This is a genomic window from Acinetobacter sp. AS23, from assembly GCF_023612055.1.
GTDB classification, from domain to species: domain Bacteria; phylum Pseudomonadota; class Gammaproteobacteria; order Pseudomonadales; family Moraxellaceae; genus Acinetobacter; species Acinetobacter oleivorans.
Genome location: NZ_CP082274.1, coordinates 2,077,279 through 2,093,787 on the forward strand (window position 1 = coordinate 2,077,279; position 16,509 = coordinate 2,093,787).

A 16,509-nucleotide genomic window follows, 5' to 3' on the forward strand; every position below is an offset into this window, starting at 1 on the left:
ACCGTGCAGAAGGTGTAAGAGTTTTTCTTACACCTTTTTTAGACTTTAAAAAGTTCATAACAGGTTTGGCGGAACCATTTATGGCTACTTTTATGATGGCAAGACATATGCCAATGCTGTTTAACATCATAGGTTGGGAAGTCTAGAGGTGCTGGTAGAATCTGTAAATTTTCTCTCACCAATAAGACTTGGCTTAAATAATACGGCACCGTTGCGATCGCATCTGTTTCTTGAACGACTAATCCTACCCCAAGATAGCTCGGTAATCTAATTAAAATATTTCTATCTAATCCTTTGTTCTGTAACTCATTTTTAATATGGTAGTGCCCGATTCCTGCATCAATATCAATATGATATTCACGCATATAATCATCTAAAGTGAAATTATTTGGGTCCAAACGAGGATGGCTCTTAGAGCTAATCACCACATAATGTTGTTTGAAAAACTTTTGTTGATAAAAGCCTTCTTCTAATTGGGGTAAAAAGCCAATTGCAAGGTCAATTTCACCATTTGCCATTTGATAGCTAGTTTCTGGCGTAATCGGCCGAATATTTAACCGAATTAAAGGTGCTTTCTCTTTTAAATAGTTGGTTAGTTGCGGTAATAAGACAAGATGAGACACATCTGTCATCGCAATTGTAAAAAGCTGATCTGAGGTAAGTGGGTCAAAGTTCACACTAAAGTTATTAATGCTTTCAACTTTATCAATCACTTCACTAATAAGTGGAAAGATTTCTTTAGCCAATTCGGTTGGAATCATTTCATTTCCAACACGAATAAAAAGTGGATCATTAAAATGCTGACGGATTTTGTTCAGTCCATTACTAACGCTCGGTTGTGTAAGGCCAATAGCATCGGCAGCCATTGAAACGCTTTTAAACCGATAAATATGATAAAAAATATTTAGTAATCTACTATCTAGATCAAACAAAATTGTCTCCGTCTGGATCAAATAATCCATTCAAAAAGGACTGAAAACAGATATAACTTAAATAAAAATGCTAAACCTGTTTTTAGATTATTGATATATCGCCTAAATTAACAAAGAATCTAGACCATGGGCAATGCTTTATAAAGCCTTTCATCATAAAGACAAAAGCATTGCCTCTTTATTTGGTTACTTTGTATATAAATCTAGTGAATACAGCTCATATCGTTATAAATTTTTTAAAATTTAATCATGCTGAATTTGAAAACCTTTCCAGATCTGCTGGACTGATTTGTTATCACTCAAATTATTTTTAAAAATATAAATATCTTGAGGAAGACAATACTCATGATGATCTAACATGACCAGTTTTCCGTTAGCGAGATCTTCCTCTACATTGATTTTTGGAATCCATGCCACACCTAGACCTTGTAATACAAGCTCTTTCAAATTGGTGGCATTATCAGTTTCATATAAGGTTTTATAAATCAGCTTACCTTCAATCAGCTGATCTACTAATTTTCGCAAATAAGCATGTTTACTATAAGCAAGCAAAGAAAAATTAGTTTGAATTGTATGCTTAGGCGTATGGTCTGCTTCAGTAGCTGACACAGGAACAATCTCTGTTTCAGCAATCTTGATCCCACTTAAAATATCATCACCCACACGATTAATATTAGATCGATCTGCATAACAAATCATAAAATCGCAGGCACCTTCTTTTAAAAGAGATAAGCCCTCACCACTGTTCGTTGCGACAATTTCGATTTTTAAATCACGCATAAACGTTGGAAATTTTTTTAAAAAAGTCGTTAAAAAACCAGATGCTAATGAGTGGACTACACAAAAACGAATCGTAGATTCGGTTTCATTTTTGATGTTTTTAATCAGCTTGGCTGTTTCTTCTACCTGCTTCTCAATATTTTTAGACATGACCAACATAATTCGACCGATGTCTGTAAATTCAATATTATTTTTATTATTTCTAATAATGACTTCAGCTCCAATCATCTCTTCTATTTGCTGAATTCTACGCGTAAAAGCAGATTGGCTAATAAATCGTTTTTCGGCTGCTTTTGAAATAGAACGCTCTCGTTCAAGTGTCAAAAGGTCTTCTACCCAACGTACTTCTAAGTTCATTTTTGCATTCCCTTTTTATAGTTATGTCCTTAATTTGTCTGCTTGGGAAGCTGAATAAATAGCTGAATAGATGAATGAAAAATATAAAACATGGGAGTACCTGCAAAAATGCGATGGAAGGATGGCAAAGCCAAACGATAAAAGTAAGTATTTAATAATTCTGACATAGAAAAGAGTGTAAGAGAATAAAAGACTTTCATTTAGCGCAACAACTCATACAAATATAAAATTATTATTCTAAAAATTATTTTAAATCAAAAAGTAAGGTTGATATAAATCAAGTAAATAACCATTTAAGCTTTAATAAAAACTAAAAATACCCTCATCGTTTTATCAAGTCTTAATTTTTATAAAAAAAGTCCGCACCTTGGGGAAGAATACGGACTGTAAAACTAAAATTTTGCTAATTTGATTATTTCAGGATTTAAGCTTTCTGACCTAATCAACTAGTTCAAATCAGAAGATATATTTGCAGTATAGTTCAACTAAATAAACCTGACTATTCTACTAAAGTATCTACCCTATATTGACCTGAAATAAATTTTTAATATTCACCAATCAAATAATATAGCTTTCTTGAAATTTCAACCATCATATTCGCTGTATATTGAGTAATTTCAAAAACTTGCTTTTTCTGCGGATTGAATACCATATTATCTTTTTCATCACTAAAAAAGATATAAGTGGTGTATTTATCCATGTGATGGATATGCTCTTTTAAGCTTAATTTTTCCCCAGAATTGGGATCATAGGCGATAAACTTCATTCTCATGAATTTTGTCTCTATACATACAGTCTTTTATCTAAATTTCAATAAAATTTAGATAAAACAATATTTTGATGGTTAATATAAAATAGTTAGGCTGAGTAACCGTGGCTATTTATAAGATATTGGTACAATACTATTTGCTTTGTTTACTGAACTTTCAGCAGAAGCAATCGATTGCTCCGCGTCTTTAAGTAAACGGGAAGTTTTAGACTCACTTTTCTCTTCACCATGAAAAAGTACATAGTATGTAAAACTACCCAAAATGATTAATGCGGCTGTGACTTTTAACATAAACTTAAAAACTAAGATTTTTTCGTATTATAGTGTCTTTTATGTGAAATGCATCACATTTTTATATAAATTTGTTAGGTAAACTACACTTCCATTTTAATTGCCCTCATTAAATTAGTTGATATTTCACTTAAATTAACAAGTCTAAAATTTTGCATGCAGCTCTTTTTCAAATTACATCTTCATTTAGTTCATCATCGAACTTTTTATTTTTAATTTATCTAAAAAGTAAACCATTAATTTATAAAATAAAATTTCGATATAATTTGTGAATAAAAAAGTTTTTTTATTTTTAGGTTTAGAAAAGGAAAAAACTGATATGCAAAAAATGCATAATTAACTTGATAAATGCATTAGAAGTGAAGCATTTCGAAATCTAATATGAATTATCTACTCTACTAATTCGAAGTTTAATGATGAACGCTGAAATTACCACCCGTATTGAGAAGGATCTTATTGGTTATAGAGAAATCAATAATAATGATTATTACGGAGTTCAAACATTACGTGCTCTAGAAAACTTTAACTTAACACAAAGCAAAGTTGGAAATTTCCCACATTTAATTAAAGCATTAGCAATGGTAAAACTTGCTTGTGCTGAAGCGAACTATAATCTTAAAAGCTTAGATCAAACTAAATTTGAAGCGATTGAATACAGTTGTAATCAACTTATTCGCGGTAATTTTCACGACCAGTTCCCGATTGATATGATGCAAGGCGGTGCTGGTACTTCAACCAATATGAATGCAAATGAAGTATTGGCGAATGTTGCTTTAGAATATATGGGGCATTCTAAAGGTCAATATCAATATCTACATCCTAATAACGACATTAACATGTCACAGTCAACAAATGACGTGTACCCTACTGCGATTCGCTTAGGTTTGTTATTAAGCTTAGATGAATTAAACCTTCCTTTTAATAATTTAATCTTAAGTTTCCGTAATAAATCTCAAGAATTTGCTCACATCTTAAAAATGGGTCGTACTCAGTTACAAGATGCTGTGCCTATGACACTAGGACAAGAGTTTGGTGCTTTTGCAGTAACTCTACAAAAAGATCTTGAACAAATTAATACGCTTATTCCAAATGTTTTAGCTTATATGAACCTTGGTGGTACGGCGATTGGTACGGGAATTACCACTGAATATAGTTACCGTGAACTTGCGATTCAAGCGCTTGGAAAAATTTCTGGTAAGAAAATTAAATCATCACCTGATCTAATCGAAGCAACTTCAGATATGGGCGACTTTGTTCTTTTATCTGGTTTATTAAAGCGTACCGCAACTAAGCTTTCAAAAATTGCCAATGACTTGCGTTTACTTTCAAGTGGTCCGCGTACTGGTATCAATGAAATTAACTTAGAAGCACGTCAACCGGGTAGTTCGATCATGCCGGGTAAAGTAAACCCTGTTATTCCTGAAGCGATGAACCTTGCTTGCTTCCAAATTATTGCAAATGATTTGGCTGTAACTTTAGCTGCTGAAGCTGGTCAATTACAGTTAAATGCAATGGAGCCACTTATTGCATTCAAACTATTTGAATCTATGGATTTGCTTGGTAACGCGATGGCAATGTTCCAAAGTAAATGTATTGATACGATTACGGCGAACCCTGAGCATTGTAAAGCTTTAGTTGAAAACTCAATTGGTATTGTGACCGCACTTAACCCATACCTAGGTTATGAAACTACAACTCGTATTGCTAAAACTGCAAACGAAACTGGTCAAAGCGTATTGGCTTTAGTTCAAAATGAAGGTTTATTATCAGCACAAGTGCTTGATGAGATCTTGTCGATTAATAATATGGTTAAACCAAAAATGTCGGCTTAATTCCTGAAAATAAAAAAGGAGCTTTTATAAGCTCCTTTTTTATTTGTTCTATATTTTAAAAACTGAAAGTTGTAGAGAACTGGGCTATACGTGGATTACCTAAGAATAAATAGTCATCACCCATAAATGCACCCACATCACGCCAATACTTCTTATTAAATAAGTTATCAATATTGAATCTGAAGGTCGTGTCATGCCCAGAAAAATTTGTTTTATAGGCAGCACCAATATTAAAGACGCTATAGCCGCCTACTTTTGCAGTTCCCTCTTTGTTTGCATATTTACTGCTACTGTATTGCATACCACTAAGTAATCTTAACCCTTCAACTGAAGGTACTTTATAAGATAACTGCGCAGTTGCGCGTACTTTCGGTACATTTTGAGTTTGATGACCTTTGTAGCTGTCACTATCAATATCAACAAGACGAGATTTCGTGTATGTAATGCTAGAGCTTACGTCAACTGTATCAGTTAAGGCACCAGTTAAACCTAATTCAACCCCTTGATTGTGCTGTTCACCTTGTTCAATAAAATCGAAAGTTCCATCTGCATTTACTTTACTATATTGATTGTCTTGTTTTAAATCAAAAATAGCTGCAGTTACTAAGAAGTTGCGTATTTGTTGCTTAACACCAATTTCATATTGTTCAGAATTTCTAGGCGATAAAACTTCTAGAGGATTATTAGCAAACCATGGAGCTTCGCCACCATCCGATAAACCTTTGGCATATGAAGCATAAAGATTAGTCGTAGCAGTTGGGCTATACATGAGCGCTAATTGCGGTAAAAACTTATTTAAATCTGTGTCTCGGCTTTGCTGTCCATCTGGCTGATAGGCTTGCTCATCAAGATGAATAAGCTTCCCACCCAATAAAGTTGACCACTGATCGTTAAATTGAACTCGGTCAGATACAGTAAATGCAGTTTGATCACTCTCTAGAGCTTTGTAACGATCACCTGGACTTTCTGATGATGGACTGTAGTCAATCGTATCTTCATAGATATTGCCTGTTCCTACCGCTACATTTAGTGGTGTATGGTGCTTTAAGGTTTTATATGTACGTTGTAATTCGAAACCTACTTGATGCTGAATATTGCCAGTGTTGAATTGACCATTTAACCCAGCAGTGAACTGGTTGATAATACGCGTATCATCTGGACTGCGGAAATCGTAAATATCATAATTACCGTGTTTATCAAAAGTATTTCCCAAACCAGAATATTCACAAATATCGTTATAACATCCCCATGGGAAAGCACTATTATCATCAATCACAACACGGCTTTGAGACGCACTTAAGCTACCATTCCATTGATCGTTAAATGCATATTGATATTTTAAACTCGCATTTACACTGTTATTTACAACCGGTTTACTCCAAGACTGATACCCTAATAAACGGTCTTGATCTACATTTGTTGGTACTTCTTGCCCATCAAGCAGTTGATAACCCGGTACTGAGCGTTGGCTTTGATGCTGTGCTTCAATGTCAAACAGTAATTTAGAGCGATCATTAATTTTCCAGTCTAAAGCAACTGAACCAAACTCACGCTTACCATTTGCATGATCGACATTTGGGTGAATACTTTCATGCGCTAAATTTATTCGATAGCCAAAATTATCATTTAAAAAGCCGCCTACATCCGTTGCTAGTGTATAACCACCTTCTGAATTTGCATCGACCGTAATAGTTTTAATATCGGCAGGTCTTTTGGTTACATAGTTAATCACACCGCCTGGTGTCGACATTCCACTTTGAATCGCAGAAATGCCTTTTAAAATTTCAACTTGCTCTTTATTTTCTAAAGCTACATTTTGCTCGCCACGTATGGTATGGCCGTTAATGAGATAACTAGAGCCTAAATCGAGGGCAAAACCACGTGCTACAAAGTTTGGATAGTAGCCAATAGCAGCGTAGCCATCTCCTAACGATGAATCATTTTTAATAACATCAGTTAGCGTTTTTGCATGTTGATCTGCTAGGCGCTCAGATGTAATGGTGGTAATAGATGCAGGAACTTTCTTTACATCGCCTGTTTGAAAACCAGATAAATTAACTTTTTTAGATGTATATAGCGCATCACTATTTTGTGTAGCGTTCACAGTAATGGTTGGGAGCTGCGAAACCTCCGCTTCATTTGCATAGACGACAGATGTGATCAGTGCAATAGATGAAGCCAATGCTGTTTTAGAGCATGTCATGAAGTGAAGATTTAGCGTGTGTCTGTCCATTGAATAACTACCTGCCCATACCGTGCATAATATAAGTGTGTTAAAAATCGGAAGTATTCCATATTTTTAGCCACGCAAGAATACAGCTACAAATAGCCATAAACAACAAATTATATATTTTTTAGATTAAGTAAATTTTGTGTAATAAAGCATCATCATTATATAAATTTCATTTATTTTCTTTGAAATTGGGACTATAACTTTTTAAGTATTACCAAATAGTCAAAATAAAACTAAGCTCAGAAATAGGTCTAGACCAAGGAGGAATACAATAATCAATATGCTTGATAAATTAGATGTTTGATTTTAAATAAAGTTTATGGTGGATTGATCAACTCACTAAATTAAGGAATTGTTCGATAATCGGTAAAAATATCTTTAAATCGAACAAAAGATCATAGAATCACTAGAATGGAAGTTTAAAATTATAAAAAATAAATGGAGAGGAATTCTAAGAAAGTACTCAGGATTGAGTGATATTTAAAGATTCATTCTATTTCCTGTTCAGTACATCTGAAAATTTCTATTTTTTTCTGCTAACTGACGGAATATCTATGACATATACTAAGGAAGAAAAGAGCAGCAGAATACGAGGGATTGTAGGCGCAGCTTCAGGTAATTTGGTCGAATGGTTCGACTTTTATATCTATGCAGTATTTGCTGCTTATTTTACTCAAGCTCTAACTGCACCAGACATGGATAGTACGACCAAATCAATTTATGTTTGGGGTGTATTTGCAGCAAGCTTTTTTATGCGTCCTATTGGTAGCTGGATATTTGGACGCATTGCAGACCGACACGGTCGAAAAAAATCAATGATTGTCTCAATTTGCTTAATGGCTTTGAGCTCTTTTCTATTTGCAGCCCTACCCACTTATGAACAAGTTGGCTTATTTGCCCCTTTCCTTTTACTGGTAGTACGCTTACTTCAAGGTCTATCGGTGGGTGGTGAATATGGTGCAGTAGCAACATATATGAGTGAATTAGGCTTAAAAGGTCAACGTGGTTTTTATTCCTCTTTCCAATATGTCACCCTTTCTGGTGGCCAGTTACTTGCCAGCCTGCTTGGCGTAATCTTATTAACATTTTTAAGTGAACAACAATTACTTGATGGCGGTTGGCGTATTCCATTCATTATTGGTGGTATTGCGGCCATTCTATCTTTACTTGCACGGAGTCGTTTAGAAGAAACACTTTCACATCAAGATAGTGAACGCAAAGAGTCTGGTAGCTTAAGAGAGCTCTTTAAGAAGCATTGGAAAACTTTTTTATTGGTGGTCGGATACACTTCTGCTGGTTCATTAACGTTTTATGTAGAAACTGTTTATTCAAAAACCTATTTAACTAATTTAGGTATGGATGGAAAAACCGTTGGTTATATCATGACCTTCGCGCTATTTGTCTATATGTGTGCTCAACCTGTATTTGGTTCCATTTCGGATCGTATTGGGCGACGTTCTTCAATGCTGGCATTTAGCTTATTATCTGCGATTTTTATCTATCCAGTGATGGCAATTGGGATGCCTAACTATATAGATTCGCCGATCATTATTACCTTGCTACTCATTTTTATGATGATGATTTTAAGTTTCTATACATCTATTAGTGGCTTAGTAAAAGCTGAAATGTTCCCACCTCACGTACGTGCACTCGGGGTAGGATTTTCATATGCGGTAGGTAATGCTATTTTTGGCGGTTCTGCACCTTCGGTTGCCTTGCAATTCAAAGCTGCCGGAATCGAAAATACCTTCTTTATATATGTGATTGTCATGCTGATTATCTGTTTCTTGTGTAGCCTTGCGCTTCCGAAAAAACCAGACTATTTAGAACATGATCATTAAGTAAATGAGATGCCTTCTGTCCCAAGCAGAAGGCATTTTTTAGCACTTAGCAAATTCTTTTAAAAAAGCCCACGGAAAAATCCCTTTATCATGCCCATCACTAAAACAAATTTGGGCACCATATCCTTGATCGAACATAGCTGTTACTTCGACATTTTGATCTTCAATTTTAATTTGCTTAATTCGCTTCGCTCGACAAAAGCCACATGGGCAAATTTCCCTTAAATTTTGATGGCTCAGACATACGCTTAAACCATCAGTCCATATAAAGTGAACCTGTTTATTTGTAGCATCGACACGAATATCAGGTCTGGTTTGCATATTTCACCTCACCAATTTGATTTAATCCAATACGAATCGCTTTTCGTACTTCTGGGTCGGAGTCATTTTGATGTTGTTCTAATAGATTCTGAGCTTCTGATGTGCCAATTTCACCGAGTGCTAAAGCGACCTCTTTACGTAAATTACTAATTTCATGATTAAAGTTATCAGACAAATGAGCAACTGCCAGACGCGACTTGAGTAACCCTAAGCTTCGAACTGCGGCAATACGTACTTGCCAATATAAGTCAGATAAAGCATGAATTAAGGGAGTTTCGAGCTGAACGATATGTAATTTTCCAATCGTAAGTGCAGCTTCGACTCTTAATTGCCAACTTTCCGAAGTTAAAGAATGTTGAAGTGCTTGAATCACCTCAGCTGATATGGTCTGACTATAGGCCAAACCACCTGTTGCAATGCGGCGAACCTCATCATCTACATCTGTTTCAGCTGTTTTTGCCAATATCGTAATCGCTTGGTCTTGCTGTAACCAACTTAATGCACTGATTGCCTCACGGCGCACAAGAGCCTCTTCATGATGTACCAAAGCAGATATCTCTGTGAATAATGACTGTGGGCGTAAAGGTTTTAAAGCACGTAAAATTGTACTAAGAGCAAAAGTATCCGTATGCTTCAAATAAGGCGCAAGGATCTGGGCTGATGCCGCATTTTTTACTTCACTTAAACTTTGACTGGCAGCTTGTCTCACATTCAGATCAGCATCAAATAAGGCTTGGGCCAATACTTGTAAACTGGTTGGATCTTCCCAACTTTCTAGTTTTTTTGCCGCCTCTTCACGAACTAAAGCTGAAGAATCGTGTTGTAGTGCTGCATGCAACCAAGGAAGTAAATCCGGATTTTCTTCATCACCAATATTCATTAAAGCAACAAAGCGAATCTTTTCATCTTCGTGATTAAGCTGTGCAAGAAATTCCTGATTATATTCATCGAGGTCATCTAAAGCTTGATAATAAAAACTCATTCGTATTCCTTAATTTGTGATTTCTTTCCAAGCCCTAATGGATTTAAACGGCTTAACTCTTCTTGTTGAGTGGCTTCTTTTAATGTCTGGATGCAATGTTTTTTAATGGCTGTAAATTCACTACTTGTTACAAGCTCAACATCCCGTGGACGTTCAAAGTTAAGCGGAATTTCTTCAATAATTCGCCCTGGTCGATGGCTCATAATCAACACTCGATCGGCTAAAAAAAGTGCCTCATCAATATCGTGGGTAATAAATAAAACCGACGTTTGGATTTCTTGCCAAATTTCGAGTAATAGCATTTGCATTTTTAAACGAGTTTGAGCATCTAACGCACCAAAAGGCTCATCCATTAATAAAATACGAGGTTGATTAATCAGTACTCTCGCAATTTCAACTCGTTGCTGCATGCCACCAGAGAGTTCGGCTGGAAATTTATGCTCAAAACCTTTAAGCCCGACCAGATCAATCATTTTCTGAGCTTGTTCAATACGCTTTTGTTTAGCGATGCCTTTCATTTTTAAACCAAAGGCAATATTTTCAAGCACGCTTTTCCATGGAAATAAGGTATGTTGCTGGAACACCAAACCTCTGTCTGGATGTGGTTCAAGTATAGATTCATTATCGACCGTTAAAGTCCCAGAACTAATGGGTAAGTGTCCTGCCAAAGCACCTAATAATGTAGATTTACCGCAACCAGATGGGCCAAGTAGACATATAAACTCGCCCGGTTGTATTTCAAAATTAACCCGATCTAATGCCTGAAAACGATTTTTAGCTTGCCCTAAATGTAGCGATAGATTTTGAATACGCACATGGCCTTGTGTAATTGACATTTTATGATTTCCTCAATTGATACCATGGGGTAAATAGGTTCCCAATCACACGTACCAATGTACTGCTAAACATACCTAACGCTCCGATCAGCACCATGCCAACCACGATATTGCTATAGTTTTGCAAGGTGAACGATTCCCATGTGAAGTATCCAATTCCGTGTTGCCCCGAAATCATTTCGGCAGTCACTAAACAAAACCAACAAGTGCCCATTCCAATAGATAAACCCGTAATAATGTTAGGTAATGCACCCGGAATAATGACTTCATAAATGATAGCTAGATCAGAAGCACCTAGACTTTTCGCTGACGCAACGAGTCTTGGGTCAACTGCACCAACACCATGTACCGTGTTTAATAAAATTGGAAATAAAGCCCCGATAAAAGTGATAAAAATCATAGAAGCTTCTGAGGATGGAAAAATCAGAATCGCTAAAGGAATCCATGCAACTGCTGGAATTGGGCGTAGTACTTCTAATGGCGGCATTAGAAATGCAGCAAGTTTTTGATAACGTCCTGCTAACAAACCAATACCTACACCAATTAGAGCTGCCAATACAAAACCAACTACTACGCGAAAGACACTAGATTCAACATGTTCAAATGCAGTGCTGAGTTGAAAGAAAGCCCATAGCGCATGAATGACATCTAAAGGTGTCGGGACATTGCTAAAGTTCACAATGCCTAAATTTATTTTAAACTGAGCAAGTCCTTGCCAAATGACTATCCAGAAAGCTATAGATGTAAAAGCAATGGCATAGTTTTTTAAATGCGCCGGATATAACCTCAATTGTTGGAAAAATTTAACCAAAAATGTACTTTGGTTTTTAGGTTTTGTTTGGACTAAACTACTCATTCGTCACCTCCTGCTCATTAGGTAAGACAACACATCAGCTCTGTGTTACAAGCTGAATAGCTTTAAAGTCATATACTTTTCCGCCCTGTTGTTTAGCCCATTTTTCAGCATCATCTTTTAATAAAAAGGCCTGAATTTGTCCTGCTTTATCTGTGGCATACCATGCCAGATTGGCAAGTAACTTAATGTCGGACTGATGATCTTGGCTATAAACCACACGCACCGTTTTTCCAGCTGCTTGTATTTTCTTTAAATCTGAAAAAGCATGCTCAGGCGTTTCATAGCTACGAACTTTTTCTTCACCCTTTAGCCAAATTTGAGTCACCCGATCAAATGTTTTGATGGGTTGGCCCGTTAAAGCGTCATTGGCAACCAAAGGTGATTTTGCATAGTCGGCCAGTTGCTGGCTGTAATTAAGTCCAGATGCCTGAAATGCATCTTTAATATATTGGTCATCAATAAATTTATTTACATCAAGCGTACCGTCGTTTTTTCCTAAAACTTTTAAGGTGTCTATCGCAATTTGAGTCGCTTTTCGATATTCAGGTTTCCACGTTAAGTCACGAGTTTGCAGACCTAATGGACCATGAAACAGATAGACAACTTCGGCAGGAATACCAGTTTTTTCAGCAATAAATTCACTATATTTTTCAGGTTGTTCGCGAATCAGACGATTTGCTTCAATGGTTGCTTGTAAATAAGCTTTTATGACTTCTGGATGCTGCTGTGCATAATCCTTGCTGGCAAGTGAACCATGAAATGTAGGTGATTTTGCTTGTGAACCATCATAGATTTTTTTAGCAAAACCTTGGTAAGCAAATAACTCTCCAAATGGTACGAAGTCAGCATGCGCAGCAATCTTATGACTTTTTAATGCAGGTCCCGCTACTTCTGGCGCCTGAGCAATCACTTTAATATCTTTATCAAGTTGCCAGCCTTCTGCTTGAATCCCTCGCAGCAACAGGCCATGAGCAGTTGACGCAAAAGGTACGGAAATGGTTTGTCCTTTTAGTTCTTTCAGTGAGGTTACTTTTGAGTCAATTGGAACAACAATCGCATTGCCGCTACCATTAATACTGCCTGACAAAGGCGCTAAAAATATGCTTTCTTTTCCAGCTTTTTTAAATGCCGCTAAATTATTAACAGCAGGAAAGTCGGCCATTGCTCCCAAATCTAAACGCCCAGCCACCATCTCACTGGTAAGTGGTGCACCAGAGGTAAAGTTTTTCCATTGAATGTCATATTTAACATTCTTGTATTCACCATCTTTGGGTAAATATTTTGGTAATAAATTCAATTCACGAATGAGCAACCCACCTGTTGCACAGTTAATGGTCGTGTCTTGTGTACCAATGGCTACACGCACAGTTTCTGTTTTACTACCGCACCCCAAAGTGCCGAGTACAATGGCACCAATTAAGCTACTGAGTAATAGTTTTTTATTGATTAATTTATTTTGTCTCATGTTGAGTATTCCAAATTAATTATTTGAGTAGGTATGGGATATTTACTTTGACTGCATCCGTTGGGCAGTCCTTTTCACAAGGCATGCAGTACCAACATTCATCAAACTGCATGAAAGCTTTTTGAGTTGTTGGATCAATTGCCAGTAAGTCCATTGGACAAACATCTACACAGACTGTGCATCCTTTATCAGCAATACATTTATCTTCATCGATAATGACGGGTGCAACAGTACGGTGCTGTACTTCTTTAAAAATAAAAGCCATGATTTGAATTCCTGATTTATTTAGTCTGCTAGAGCAACGTCTTTTTGAATGCGTAAACGGTCATAGGACACAGCTTCATCTTGATTAATCGGAACCACATAAGGCTCGATTGGCTTTTTGAAGCTGACCATGTTGCCGTGTTCATCTTTTTTCAAATGCGCGTGACAGAACCAATCCGAGTTATTTTTTTGAGGGAAATCTGCTCTATAGTGGTACAGTCCCCAGCGGCTTTCTTCTCTAAACAGTGAAGCTCTTGCTGCCATTTCCGCGCAATCTCGGATAAAAGAAACTTCAGCAGCACGCATCAGCTCATGTGGGTTTCTTGCAGAAATTTGCTTAATATCCTGTTTAATTTCTTCAAAACGCTTGAGCCCAATTTCCATTTTTTGGCGAGTTTTAGGAGGTTGCAAATAGTCATTTACAAAACGGCGCAGCTTATATTCCACTTGTTCTGGAGGTAAACCTTCTGAGCAATCTAGTGGTGCAAATATTCGAGCTTTTTCTGCTTCTATTTCGCTTTGGTTTAATTCGCTATCTTCAATTGCATTCACATATTGCGCGGCATTTACACCCGCAAACCATCCGTAGGTAAATGCACCAAGCATATAGTTATGAGGTACAGCCGCCATATCGCCAGCGCTATATAACCCCTTAACCGAAGTCTCGGCTTTTTCGTTTACCCATACGCCAGAAGCACTATGTCCGCTACAGAAACCAATTTCTGAAATATGCATTTCCACCATATCTTGACGGTAATTGGTTCCTCGGCCCTCATGGAAACGACCACGGCTTGGGCGCTCATTGGTATGCAGAATCTCTTCAATGGTTTGAATTGTTTCTTCGGCCAGATGATCTACTTTTAAATAAACTGGACCATTACCACTTTCCAATTCTTGATAAAACTCCCACATCATTTGACCACTCCAGTAGTCACATTCAATGAAACGTTCACCTTTACTGTTGGCCGTATAACCTCCTAAAGGTCCGGTCACATAGGCACAAGCTGGGCCGTTATAATCTTTAATCAACGGATTAATCTGGAAACATTCTAAGTTGGCAAGTTCAGCACCTGCATGGTATGCCATTGCATAGCCATCACCTGCATTGGTTGGGTTTTCATAAGTACCCATTAAGTAGCCAGAAGATGGCAAACCTAAACGCCCTGCGGCACCACAACATAAAATGGCAGCTTTCGTTTTAATGACATAAAAGTCACCACTACGACAGTCAAAACCAAGTACACCATTGATTGCACCTTGCTCATTTTTTAAAAGCTTCGTGGTGACAATCCGATTATTAATTTTGACTTGAGCACGCTTTAACTGACGATATAAAACTTTTTTAACGTCATGGCCTTCGGGCATTGGTAAAACATATGCCCCCATGTGGTGTACTTTTTTTACTGCAAATTCACCTGTCTCATCTTTTTCAAACTTAATGCCCCATTGGTCGAGCTGTTGAATGGTTGTGAAACTATGCTTTGCATATGCATATACAGTGGTTTGGTTAACTACCCCATCATTAGCAATCGTAATTTCTTTGGTGTACTGCTCAGGTGTTGCATAGCCCGGAATGACAGCATTATTCAGCCCATCCATTCCCATTGAAATTGCTCCACTGCGCTTTACATTCGCTTTTTCAATGAGCAAGACTTTTAAATTCGGGTTTTCTTGTTTTGCTTTAATCGCAGCCATTGGTCCAGCAGTTCCACCACCAATCACCACAATATCGAACTCAAGATATTTAGTTTCCATTGTAAAATCCTTATTTTTATCTGAGTTATTAACGATGAATACGTAAACGGTACTGGAAGGTATCGCCCGAGAAATAGAGATATTCATAGTCAATCGGTTGGCCATTTGCATCATGAGTCAAACGTTCGACCCGTAATACAGGAGTTCCGATTTCAACTTGCAGCAAAGCTGCTAATTCTTCATCCGCTACTGTGGCATCAATACTTAAATCCGCATGTCCTAAAGGGATGCCACACTCTTGTTCTAATGCCTTGAAAATATCGGTTGTACGTAAATCAATCGCTTTTTCTTTAAGCTTCAAACCAATATGTTCTGGCAAATAAGTCAACTCATAAGACACTGGCTGACGGTTGAGCAAACGAACACGTTGAATTTCATACACATTGGCTTTAACTGGTAACTTTAATTTGGGTACTACGTGCATCGGGATCTGTTTAAGCTCGGCCGAGATGACACGGTTTAAAATTTCGTGACCAGCAGATGACATTGCTTCTGCAAAACCCTGCAAACTTGAAATGTTCTGGAATGTTTTTGGCTTACTTACAAAGGTCCCTTTACCTGGCACCTTAAAAATATAGCCTTCCAACTGTAATTGGTTGAGTGCTTGGCGAACTGTGATTCGGCTTACACCAAACTGTTCAGCAAATTCGTTTTCAGATGGAATTTGACTCAACACTGCGTATTCGCCATTTACAATTTTGTTAAGGATGAGTTCCCTTAACTGATCGTAAAGAGGCTTGTGATTTTTGGGATCGTGGGGTAGCTGGCTCACGGCTTACAACCTGTTATAACAACTTGAGCAAATAATGTTTAAAATGTTTCAGCTTTGGAAATAATTTAAAGCGATAACTTTAGTTAAAAAAATAATTTCAATTAATATCAATAAATTAGTAAATAGTTATCTATGGAATTTAATTATTGTTATAAAAAAGATATATGTATTTGTGTTGAATAAAAACTCTAGATAGCCCAAGAAATTTGAACATATTATTAAC

14 protein-coding genes and 1 pseudogene are annotated in these 16,509 nt (G+C 36.8%); 2 read left to right on the forward strand and 13 right to left on the reverse strand.

The features are described 5' to 3' along the window. Positions 1–38: 38 nt before the first annotated feature. The 4 genes from K6I41_RS09660 to K6I41_RS09675 all read right to left on the reverse strand — a co-directional run bounded on the left by K6I41_RS09660 (position 39) and on the right by K6I41_RS09675 (position 3,129). The gene (locus tag K6I41_RS09660; RefSeq protein ID WP_003651675.1) at positions 39–932 is read right to left on the reverse strand and encodes a LysR family transcriptional regulator; all 894 of its coding nucleotides are present in this window, start codon (positions 930–932) and stop codon (positions 39–41) included. 243 nt (positions 933–1,175) lie between these two features. After that, on the reverse strand, positions 1,176–2,069 hold the full coding sequence (locus K6I41_RS09665; protein WP_049836599.1) for a LysR substrate-binding domain-containing protein: 894 nt from the start codon (positions 2,067–2,069) through the stop codon (positions 1,176–1,178). Positions 2,070–2,613: 544 nt separating this feature from the next. Next, positions 2,614–2,835, reverse strand: a complete 222-nt coding sequence (locus K6I41_RS09670) for a hypothetical protein (protein WP_250375773.1) — start codon at positions 2,833–2,835, stop codon at positions 2,614–2,616. 111 nt (positions 2,836–2,946) lie between these two features. After that, entirely contained in the window at positions 2,947–3,129 is a 183-nt protein-coding gene (locus K6I41_RS09675) for a hypothetical protein (protein ID WP_005305057.1), read from the reverse strand. Positions 3,130–3,542: 413 nt separating this feature from the next. On the opposite strand from K6I41_RS09675, the gene K6I41_RS09680 reads away from it, so the two are divergent. Next, positions 3,543–4,961 (forward strand): aspartate ammonia-lyase, encoded by a 1,419-nt coding sequence (locus K6I41_RS09680; protein ID WP_199987430.1) that lies wholly within the window; start codon positions 3,543–3,545, stop codon positions 4,959–4,961. A gap of 55 nt (positions 4,962–5,016) precedes the next feature. Here the strand turns inward: K6I41_RS09680 and K6I41_RS09685 are convergent. After that, positions 5,017–7,222: pseudogene (locus tag K6I41_RS09685) on the reverse strand (TonB-dependent siderophore receptor). Positions 7,223–7,748: 526 nt separating this feature from the next. Here K6I41_RS09685 and K6I41_RS09690 point away from each other — a divergent pair. Beyond that, positions 7,749–9,035, forward strand: a complete 1,287-nt coding sequence (locus tag K6I41_RS09690; RefSeq protein ID WP_049836597.1) for an MFS transporter — start codon at positions 7,749–7,751, stop codon at positions 9,033–9,035. A gap of 39 nt (positions 9,036–9,074) precedes the next feature. Here the strand turns inward: K6I41_RS09690 and K6I41_RS09695 are convergent, their stop codons facing one another. Genes K6I41_RS09695 through K6I41_RS09730 form a run of 8 tightly spaced genes read right to left on the reverse strand, consistent with a single transcriptional unit; the run spans position 9,075 to position 16,286 of the window. After that, positions 9,075–9,356 carry a DUF971 domain-containing protein gene (locus tag K6I41_RS09695; RefSeq protein ID WP_250374184.1) on the reverse strand — a complete coding sequence of 94 codons (282 nt, stop codon included), beginning with the start codon at positions 9,354–9,356 and terminating at the stop codon, positions 9,075–9,077. After that, complete coding sequence (locus K6I41_RS09700) at positions 9,340–10,338, reverse strand: HEAT repeat domain-containing protein (protein WP_250374185.1); 999 nt, start codon at positions 10,336–10,338, stop codon at positions 9,340–9,342. Before K6I41_RS09700 ends, K6I41_RS09695 begins: the two co-directional genes overlap by 17 nt. After that, positions 10,335–11,174 (reverse strand): ABC transporter ATP-binding protein, encoded by an 840-nt coding sequence (locus tag K6I41_RS09705; RefSeq protein WP_250374186.1) that lies wholly within the window; start codon positions 11,172–11,174, stop codon positions 10,335–10,337. The genes K6I41_RS09700 and K6I41_RS09705 overlap by 4 nt, the downstream gene beginning before the upstream one ends. Position 11,175: 1 nt before the next feature. After that, entirely contained in the window at positions 11,176–12,030 is an 855-nt protein-coding gene (locus tag K6I41_RS09710; protein WP_151822107.1) for an ABC transporter permease, read from the reverse strand. Between the two features lie 34 nt (positions 12,031–12,064). Then, entirely contained in the window at positions 12,065–13,495 is a 1,431-nt protein-coding gene (locus K6I41_RS09715) for an ABC transporter substrate-binding protein (protein ID WP_250374187.1), read from the reverse strand. A gap of 19 nt (positions 13,496–13,514) precedes the next feature. Next, positions 13,515–13,760 carry a 4Fe-4S dicluster domain-containing protein gene (locus K6I41_RS09720; RefSeq protein WP_000864073.1) on the reverse strand — a complete coding sequence of 82 codons (246 nt, stop codon included), beginning with the start codon at positions 13,758–13,760 and terminating at the stop codon, positions 13,515–13,517. A gap of 20 nt (positions 13,761–13,780) precedes the next feature. Further along, the gene (locus tag K6I41_RS09725; protein ID WP_250374188.1) at positions 13,781–15,514 is read right to left on the reverse strand and encodes a fumarate reductase/succinate dehydrogenase flavoprotein subunit; all 1,734 of its coding nucleotides are present in this window, start codon (positions 15,512–15,514) and stop codon (positions 13,781–13,783) included. A 28-nt stretch (positions 15,515–15,542) separates the two neighbouring features. Further along, positions 15,543–16,286: a GntR family transcriptional regulator gene (locus K6I41_RS09730; protein WP_005305029.1), complete on the reverse strand. Its 744-nt coding sequence runs from the start codon at positions 16,284–16,286 to the stop codon at positions 15,543–15,545. Positions 16,287–16,509 lie beyond the last annotated feature (223 nt).

What these genes read in the sequence shown, in the direction of transcription:
- K6I41_RS09665 (WP_049836599.1), bottom strand. Translation starts at nt 2,069, where the DNA reads ATGAACTTAGAAGTACGTTGGGTAGAAGACCTTTTGACACTTGAACGA.
- K6I41_RS09670 (WP_250375773.1), bottom strand. Translation starts at nt 2,835, where the DNA reads ATGAAGTTTATCGCCTATGATCCCAATTCTGGGGAAAAATTAAGCTTA.
- K6I41_RS09675 (WP_005305057.1), bottom strand. Translation starts at nt 3,129, where the DNA reads ATGTTAAAAGTCACAGCCGCATTAATCATTTTGGGTAGTTTTACATAC.
- K6I41_RS09680 (WP_199987430.1), top strand. Translation starts at nt 3,543, where the DNA reads ATGATGAACGCTGAAATTACCACCCGTATTGAGAAGGATCTTATTGGT.
- K6I41_RS09690 (WP_049836597.1), top strand. Translation starts at nt 7,749, where the DNA reads ATGACATATACTAAGGAAGAAAAGAGCAGCAGAATACGAGGGATTGTA.
- K6I41_RS09695 (WP_250374184.1), bottom strand. Translation starts at nt 9,356, where the DNA reads ATGCAAACCAGACCTGATATTCGTGTCGATGCTACAAATAAACAGGTT.
- K6I41_RS09700 (WP_250374185.1), bottom strand. Translation starts at nt 10,338, where the DNA reads ATGAGTTTTTATTATCAAGCTTTAGATGACCTCGATGAATATAATCAG.
- K6I41_RS09705 (WP_250374186.1), bottom strand. Translation starts at nt 11,174, where the DNA reads ATGTCAATTACACAAGGCCATGTGCGTATTCAAAATCTATCGCTACAT.
- K6I41_RS09710 (WP_151822107.1), bottom strand. Translation starts at nt 12,030, where the DNA reads ATGAGTAGTTTAGTCCAAACAAAACCTAAAAACCAAAGTACATTTTTG.
- K6I41_RS09715 (WP_250374187.1), bottom strand. Translation starts at nt 13,495, where the DNA reads ATGAGACAAAATAAATTAATCAATAAAAAACTATTACTCAGTAGCTTA.
- K6I41_RS09720 (WP_000864073.1), bottom strand. Translation starts at nt 13,760, where the DNA reads ATGGCTTTTATTTTTAAAGAAGTACAGCACCGTACTGTTGCACCCGTC.
- K6I41_RS09725 (WP_250374188.1), bottom strand. Translation starts at nt 15,514, where the DNA reads ATGGAAACTAAATATCTTGAGTTCGATATTGTGGTGATTGGTGGTGGA.